Consider the following 6,005-nt stretch of genomic DNA (forward strand, 5'->3'; position numbering starts at 1 on the left):
GCGCGATGACCGACGTGACCGCGCCGAACGCGGCCGCCGGCACCGACCGGGCCAGGAGGATCAGGGCGAGCGCCTGCAGCCCGCTGCCGAGTCCCCGGGAGACGAGGATGCCGAGAAACTGGTTCTTCACGCGACCGCACCGGGGCGCGGCGACGCCGCGACGAGGGGTCGGCGGGGCGGCATGGCGGCGAAACTAGCACCCGCTCGCACCATCGACCCCGGGATGCCGGGCACGTAGCCTCGACCGCGTGACCAGCCTCTCCCTCAGCGACGCGGTCGTCTCCGCGCGCGCCGCGGCGGCCGACCGGATGGTCCCGGCCGTCGTCACGGGCCTCACGGGCGTGCTGGTCCTGGTCGGCTGGGTCGCCGGGCTGCCCCCGCTGATCCTGGTGGGTTTCGCGACGATCCCCCTGATCATCGTGTTCGGCTACCGCGTCTCGCTGCTCGCCATGGCGGTCCTGCTGGTGGGGCGCGCGCTCATCGACTCGTCCGGCGGCGCCACCGCCACGGCGGGCGTCGCCGCCGCGATCATCGGCCTGTCGGTGCTGGTACTGGTGCGGTCCCCCAGCTGGCCCGCCCGGGTGCTCGTGATCGCGCTCGCCCTCTTCGCCTCGGCCGCCGCGGGCGCCGCGATCTACGGCGCCGCCGAGACGTACGGCGAGGCCGTGCGGGTGCTGTCGCTGGTCGCCGTCGCGGTCATCACGATCAACGCGCCGGGGACGCTCACGCTCGGGCGCGTCACCGGCCTCGTGCAGGCCGTCGGCACCCTGCCCGCCCTGTACGCCCTGGTGCAGCTGGCCACCGGCACGGGCGTCTACAGCGAGGGCGTCCTGCGCTCGACTGGCACCCTGGCGCAGGCCAACTCGGCCGCGGTCCTCTTCGCGCTGTGCAACATCGCCACCTTCTCGAGGCTGCTGTCCAACACGGGCAAGCGCTGGGTCAACGGCGGTTTCATGGCGCTGTTCCTCGTCGCGCAGGTGGCCACGGCCAGCATCGGCGGGTTCGCGACCGTCGTCGCGATGGTGCTGGTCTACATGGTGGTCGAGGCCGGGCGGCGGTTCCACCGGATCGTGCTCGGGCTGCTGGCGCTCGCCGTGGCCGTCGTCATGGCGCTGGACTCCAAGGCCGGCGCCGGGCGGCTCACCGAGTACACCAGCGGCGGCAGCGTGGACGACACGTCGCTCGGGTGGCGGTTCCAGGCCTGGGCCAAGGTGCTCGCCGTCTGGCGGGAGCACCCCGTGCTCGGCAACGGGATCGGCGCCACGACCAGCGGCATCATCCTGCACACCATCCCGCACAACGAGTACGTGCGGCTGCTCGCCGAGGTGGGTGTGGTCGGGCTCGCCGCCGTCGTCCTGCTCGTCGTCTGGTACGCGGTCGCGATGACCCGGCGGCTCCTGTCCGGCGCGCCCCGGGCGGTCTGCGCGCTGGGCCTGGCCGTGCTGGCCGGCTCKGTGATCAACGGGCTGGCCGCCAACACCATGCTCTACACCGTCTCGTTCATGACCACCGTGTTCATCCTGTCGGGGTGCTGGCGGATCGCGCGCGACGGGCCACCGCCGGAACCCGTGCCGGAGCACTCGACGACCCACCAGGAGGTCCACCCGTGACAGTCCGCGTGCTCGAGGTGCTGGAACGCCCCGACGGGACCACCCGCTACGCCGACCAGATGGTGGAGCAGCTTCCCGAGAGCGTCGCCATCAGCTGGTTCACCTGGCGGCGCGCGCTGACCGAGCGGTTCGACGTGCTGCACGTGCACTGGCCGGAGTGGCTGGTCCGGACGCGCCCGTCGACGTTCCCCCGCCGGCTGGCCACCCGGCTGGCGTTCGTGGCCCTGATGCTGCGGCTGCGGGTCACGCGCACGGCGATCGTGCGCACCGAGCACAACCCCGAGCCGCACGAGCCCGGCGGCCGCACCGAGCGTGCGCTGCTGCGCTGGCTGGAGCGCCGCACGACCCTGCGGGTGCACCTCAACCCCGTGCCCGAGGGTCCGGCCGACGTCGTGATCCCGCTCGGCCACTACCGCGCCCAGTTCGACGGGTACCCGGTGTCCGCCCGCGTCCCGGGGCTGCTCGTCTACTTCGGCAAGATCCGCGACTACAAGGGCGTCGACCTGCTGCTCGACGCGTTCGCGGGCGCCCGGCCCGAGCTGTCGCTGCGCGTCGTCGGCAAGCCGCAGACCCCGCAGTGGCGCGCACTCGTCGAGGACGCAGCCGCGCAGGACGACCGCATCGGCTACGTGCTGGACTTCATCCCCGACGACGCGCTCGTCGCCGAGGTCACCGCGGGCGAGCTCGCCGTGCTGCCGTACCGCGACCTGCACAACTCCGCGGTCGTGCTGGTCGCCCTGTCGCTGGACACCCCCGTGCTCGTCCCGTCGACGCCGGTGACGCGGGGCCTCGCCGACGAGGTGGGGCCGGGCTGGGTGCACTTCTTCGAGGGCACGCTGGACACAGCCGACGTCCACCGCGCCGTCGACGAGCTGCGCGCGGCGCCGCCGTCGGGCCGGCCCCGGCTCGACGCCCGCGGCTGGGACGTCATCGGCGCCTCCTACGCCCGAGCGTTCGAGGCGGCGGCACGCACAGCGCACCCACAGGCAGCCGCCACGAATCACCCGGAGCGCGTCGAGATCGCTCGGTAGAGTGGCGGGACGTCACGGGGGGACTCCGCCGCGCGGGAAGCACCGCTGACGACGTCGAGGGATCCGAGGGACCACTGTGGAGCTTCGCCAGCTGATCGCGCTCATGAAGCGCCACTGGGTGAGTGTCGTCGTGCTCACGTTGCTCGGCGCGCTGGCGGGTCTGGCTCTGTCGCTCGCGACGCCCAAGGAGTACAGCGCCCAGAACCAGGTCCTCATCACGGTGCAGCTGGGCGACTCGATCGGCGACCTCAACCAGGGCACGTCGTACGCCGAGCGCGTGGTGGCCACGTACTCGAAGGTCGCCCGCTCCCCCGTCGTGCTCGACCCGGTGGTCGAGGAGCTCGGCCTGCCGGGCTCGGGTCGGACCCTGCGCGGAGCGGTCGCGGTGAGCACGGACCCCGCCGCGCCGATCATCACGATCACCGCGACGTGGGGTGACCCGCAGACCGCCGCCGACATCGCGAACTCCGTGGCCAAGAACCTCGCGCTCACGGTGCAGGACCTGTCGCCGACCGCCGCCGACGGCTCCCCGACCGTCCTGGTGAACTCGATCGACCCGGCCACCCCGCCGTCTCGGCCGTCCGTGCCGCACACGCGCCAGAACATCGTGCTCGGCGCCCTGCTCGGCCTGCTCCTGGGGCTCGGGTGGGCCGCGCTGCGCACCACGCTCGACGTCAAGGTCCGCACCGACGCCGACGTGGCCGCGCTGGTCCCGGTGCCCGTGCTCGCCTCCGTCGCCTCCGACCCGCTGGCCGGCGGCAAGGCGCCCGTGATCATCTCCCCCGCGTACGGCGTCCGCTCCGAGGAGTACCGGCGCCTGCGCACCAACCTGCAGTTCGTCAACGTGGCCAACCGCCCGCGGTCGATCGTCGTGACGTCCTCGCGCAGCGGGGAGGGCAAGTCCGTGACGGTCGCCAACCTGGCGGTCACCCTGGCCAGCGCGGGTGCGCGCGTGTGCCTGGTCGACGCCGACCTGCGCCGCCCGTCCGTCGCCAAGTACCTCGGGCTCGAGGGCACCGTCGGCCTGACGACGATCCTCATCGGCCGGGTCTCGCTGGACGACGCCCTGCAGCCGTACGGCGACGAGAACCTGCAGGTCCTGGCCTCGGGCCAGATCCCGCCGAACCCGTCCGAGCTGCTCGGGTCGGAGGCCATGGTCGCCCTGCTGGGCGAGCTCAAGAGCCGGTTCGACATGGTGCTGGTGGACACCGCTCCGCTGCTGCCCGTCACCGATGCCGCGATCCTGTCCACGTCCATGGACGGTGTGCTCGTCGTGGCCGGCAGCGGCATCGTCACCCGCGAGCAGCTCAAGCAGTCGATCTCGATGCTGAACGCCGTCGACGCCCACATCCTCGGCATCGTGCTCAACCGCGCCAAGCGCGGGGCGTCGTCCAGCTACACCTACACGTACCGGTCCGACGCGCGGCACACCGGGATCGAGAGCAGCCCCGCGGAGCGCCAGGCCAACGACGACGCCGCCGCGCGGGCGGCTGAGGCCGACGCCGCGGAGACGCTCTCCGCGCCTCTCGAGGCTCCCCCGGCCATCGTCGAGATCGCGCTGCCCGCCACCACCGACGAGGCCGTGGTGGACGACGCCGTGACCGCCGATGCCGACCTTCCGGCCGACGACGAGCAGGCCCTGAGCGAGCACGAGGCGGCCGAGCTCGCGGGCCTCTCCGAGCCCGACGGGACGCACGAGCGCGACGGCGGCCCGGACGACGACCACGACGACGAGCCGCCCACCAACGGCACCCCGACGTCGAAGGACGAGGCCGAGGCCGAGGCCGAGGCCGAGGCCGAGCAGACGATCGTCGCCTGACGGTCGGTCCCTCGACCGGCGGGCTAGTGCCGGGCGGCCTTCTCGCCCCGCGCCGCCGCGTGCCGCAGCAGGCCGATCACCTCGGCCACGTCGCGGCGCACCGGCCGCACGACCAGCACGACGATCGTGACGAGGACCGCGCCGGCCAGCGCGCCCGCGGCCAGCGACATCAGCCGGCCCGGGACCCAGTGGCTGACGTACCAGCTGCCCAGCGCGGCGGGCAGCGCGACGCCGAGCAGGGCGCGCACCGCGCGCATCACCAGCGGCCCGGCCACCAGGCCCGCGGAGCGGCTGGCGACGAGCAGGCCGACGATCCAGTACAGGGGCCAGACGATCACGGCGGCCCACGCGGCGCCCAGCGCGCCCTGGTACGCGCCGAAGACGATGACGGCGACCATGGCGGGCTGCGCCCAGAGGTCCAGCCGGAACTGCACGCCGGGCCGCCCGCTGGCCAGGAAGATCCAGTACGCCAGCTGGGACAGGGACCGGAACACGCCGGCGATCGCGAGCAGCGAGAGGATCGGCACGACCGCGGACCACCCCGGGCCCAGCAGCACGTCGACGATGGGCTCGGCCAGGCCGGCGACGAACGCGAGGACCGTGGCGGTGAGGTACGCGCCGGCCAGCTGCGCGCGCGACGCGGCCCGCGCGAACCGGTCCGGGTCCAGGTGCGCCTTGGACATCACCGGCAGCGCGACGCGCGTGAGCGGGCCGTTGATCTGGTTGAGCGGGACGACGGCGATCTGCTGCGCGCGGTTGTAGACGCCGAGCACCGACGGCCCCCAGAACGCGCCGAGCGCCACCGTGTCCGCGTTCTTCGACGCGTAGGAGAGCACCTGCGTCCCGAAGACCGAGAGCCCGAACCGGAAGAACCGGCGGATCGAGGCGCCGCGCTGAGGCAGGCCGGGGCGCCACCGCGTGCTGATGATGTTGACCACCAGCGCGACCAGCGCCACCGTCAGCTGCTGCGTGACGATCGCCCAGTACCCGCCGCCCAGCACCGCCACGACGATCGCCACGATCGTGCCGACGAGCTGGGCGGTGACGTCGGCGGAGGCCAGCGCGACGAACCGCAGGGCCCGCCCGAGGTCGGCCCGGTACTGCGTGTTGATGCCGGAGATCAGCAGCACCAGCGACAACGGGGGCACCACGTGGGCCAGCGTGGGCTCGTGGTAGAACGCGACGAGCAGCGGCGTGCAGGCGGCCACGACGACCGTGCAGCCCAGCCCCAGGGCGGTGTTGGCCCAGAACAGGTTGGTGCGCTCACCGGGGCTCACCGTGGGCGACTGCACCGCCGCGGACGACAGCCCGAAGTCGCGCAGGATGTCCGCGAACCCGATCGCGGCCGTGACCATGGCGACGACGCCGAAGTCGGCCGGTTCGAGCAGCCGCGCGAGCACGGCGAGGCCGACCAGCTGGAGCACGATCCGGAAGCCCTGGCCGCCGATGGACACGGCCGAGCCGCGCACGGCCGTCCTGGCCAGCGTCATCCGGTGCCCCGCACGGCGCCGCGCAGCTGCCCGCGCAACCCCTCGAGGCGGGCCC

4 protein-coding genes are annotated in these 6,005 nt (G+C 73.6%); 3 read left to right on the forward strand and 1 reads right to left on the reverse strand.

The genetic code is table 11. The features are described 5' to 3' along the window. Positions 1–248: 248 nt before the first annotated feature. From ACXJKG_RS18675 to ACXJKG_RS18685, 3 genes are all read left to right on the forward strand, one after another. Positions 249–1,610 carry an O-antigen ligase family protein gene (locus tag ACXJKG_RS18675; RefSeq protein ID WP_456847239.1) on the forward strand — a complete coding sequence of 454 codons (1,362 nt, stop codon included), beginning with the start codon at positions 249–251 and terminating at the stop codon, positions 1,608–1,610. Then, positions 1,607–2,641 (forward strand): glycosyltransferase, encoded by a 1,035-nt coding sequence (locus tag ACXJKG_RS18680; protein ID WP_456847240.1) that lies wholly within the window; start codon positions 1,607–1,609, stop codon positions 2,639–2,641. The genes ACXJKG_RS18675 and ACXJKG_RS18680 overlap by 4 nt, the downstream gene beginning before the upstream one ends. A 76-nt stretch (positions 2,642–2,717) precedes the next feature. After that, entirely contained in the window at positions 2,718–4,460 is a 1,743-nt protein-coding gene (locus ACXJKG_RS18685) for a polysaccharide biosynthesis tyrosine autokinase (protein WP_456847241.1), read from the forward strand. Between the two features lie 23 nt (positions 4,461–4,483). On the opposite strand, the gene ACXJKG_RS18690 is transcribed toward ACXJKG_RS18685, so the two are convergent. Continuing rightward, the coding region (locus ACXJKG_RS18690) for a lipopolysaccharide biosynthesis protein (protein WP_456847242.1) at positions 4,484–6,005 on the reverse strand (1,522 nt) is incomplete at its 5' end.

The organism is Cellulomonas sp. P5_C6 (genome assembly GCF_054049635.1).